1 protein-coding gene is annotated in these 335 nt (G+C 66.3%); it reads right to left on the bottom strand.

What is annotated here, in order from left to right; all coding sequences use genetic code 11:
- On the bottom strand, positions 1-335 hold a 335-nt coding region (locus EN859_RS36310; protein ID WP_135913680.1), incomplete at both ends, for a transporter substrate-binding domain-containing protein.

Raw genomic sequence — 335 nt, 5'->3', positions numbered from 1 at the left:
ATCGTCTTCAGGTCGGCATCTTCCTTGCGCAGACCGATGGCCGTGCCTTCGCCGATGGTTTTCGCGTCTTTCACTTCCGGACCGGCCCACGCGAAGCCCTTGCCGCGCGGCGTTTTCAGGAACCCGGCGTCGGCCTGGATCTCGTCTTGCAGCGCGGCGTCGAGCCGGCCGGACGTGAGGTCGGCGTAGACCTGATCCTGGTTCTGATAGGGCACCACCGTCACGCCCTTCGGCTCCCAGTACGCCTTGGCGTACGCTTCCTGGGTCGTGCCCTGTTCGACGCCGACGCGCTTGCCTTTCAGCGATTCAGCGGTGGGCAAGAGCGGCGAGCCGGC

This window comes from Mesorhizobium sp. M00.F.Ca.ET.216.01.1.1, assembly GCF_004010325.2.
GTDB lineage: Bacteria > Pseudomonadota > Alphaproteobacteria > Rhizobiales > Rhizobiaceae > Mesorhizobium.
Note: the sequence above shows the minus strand (reverse complement) of the source record. Positions and strands in the feature narration are given on the sequence as shown.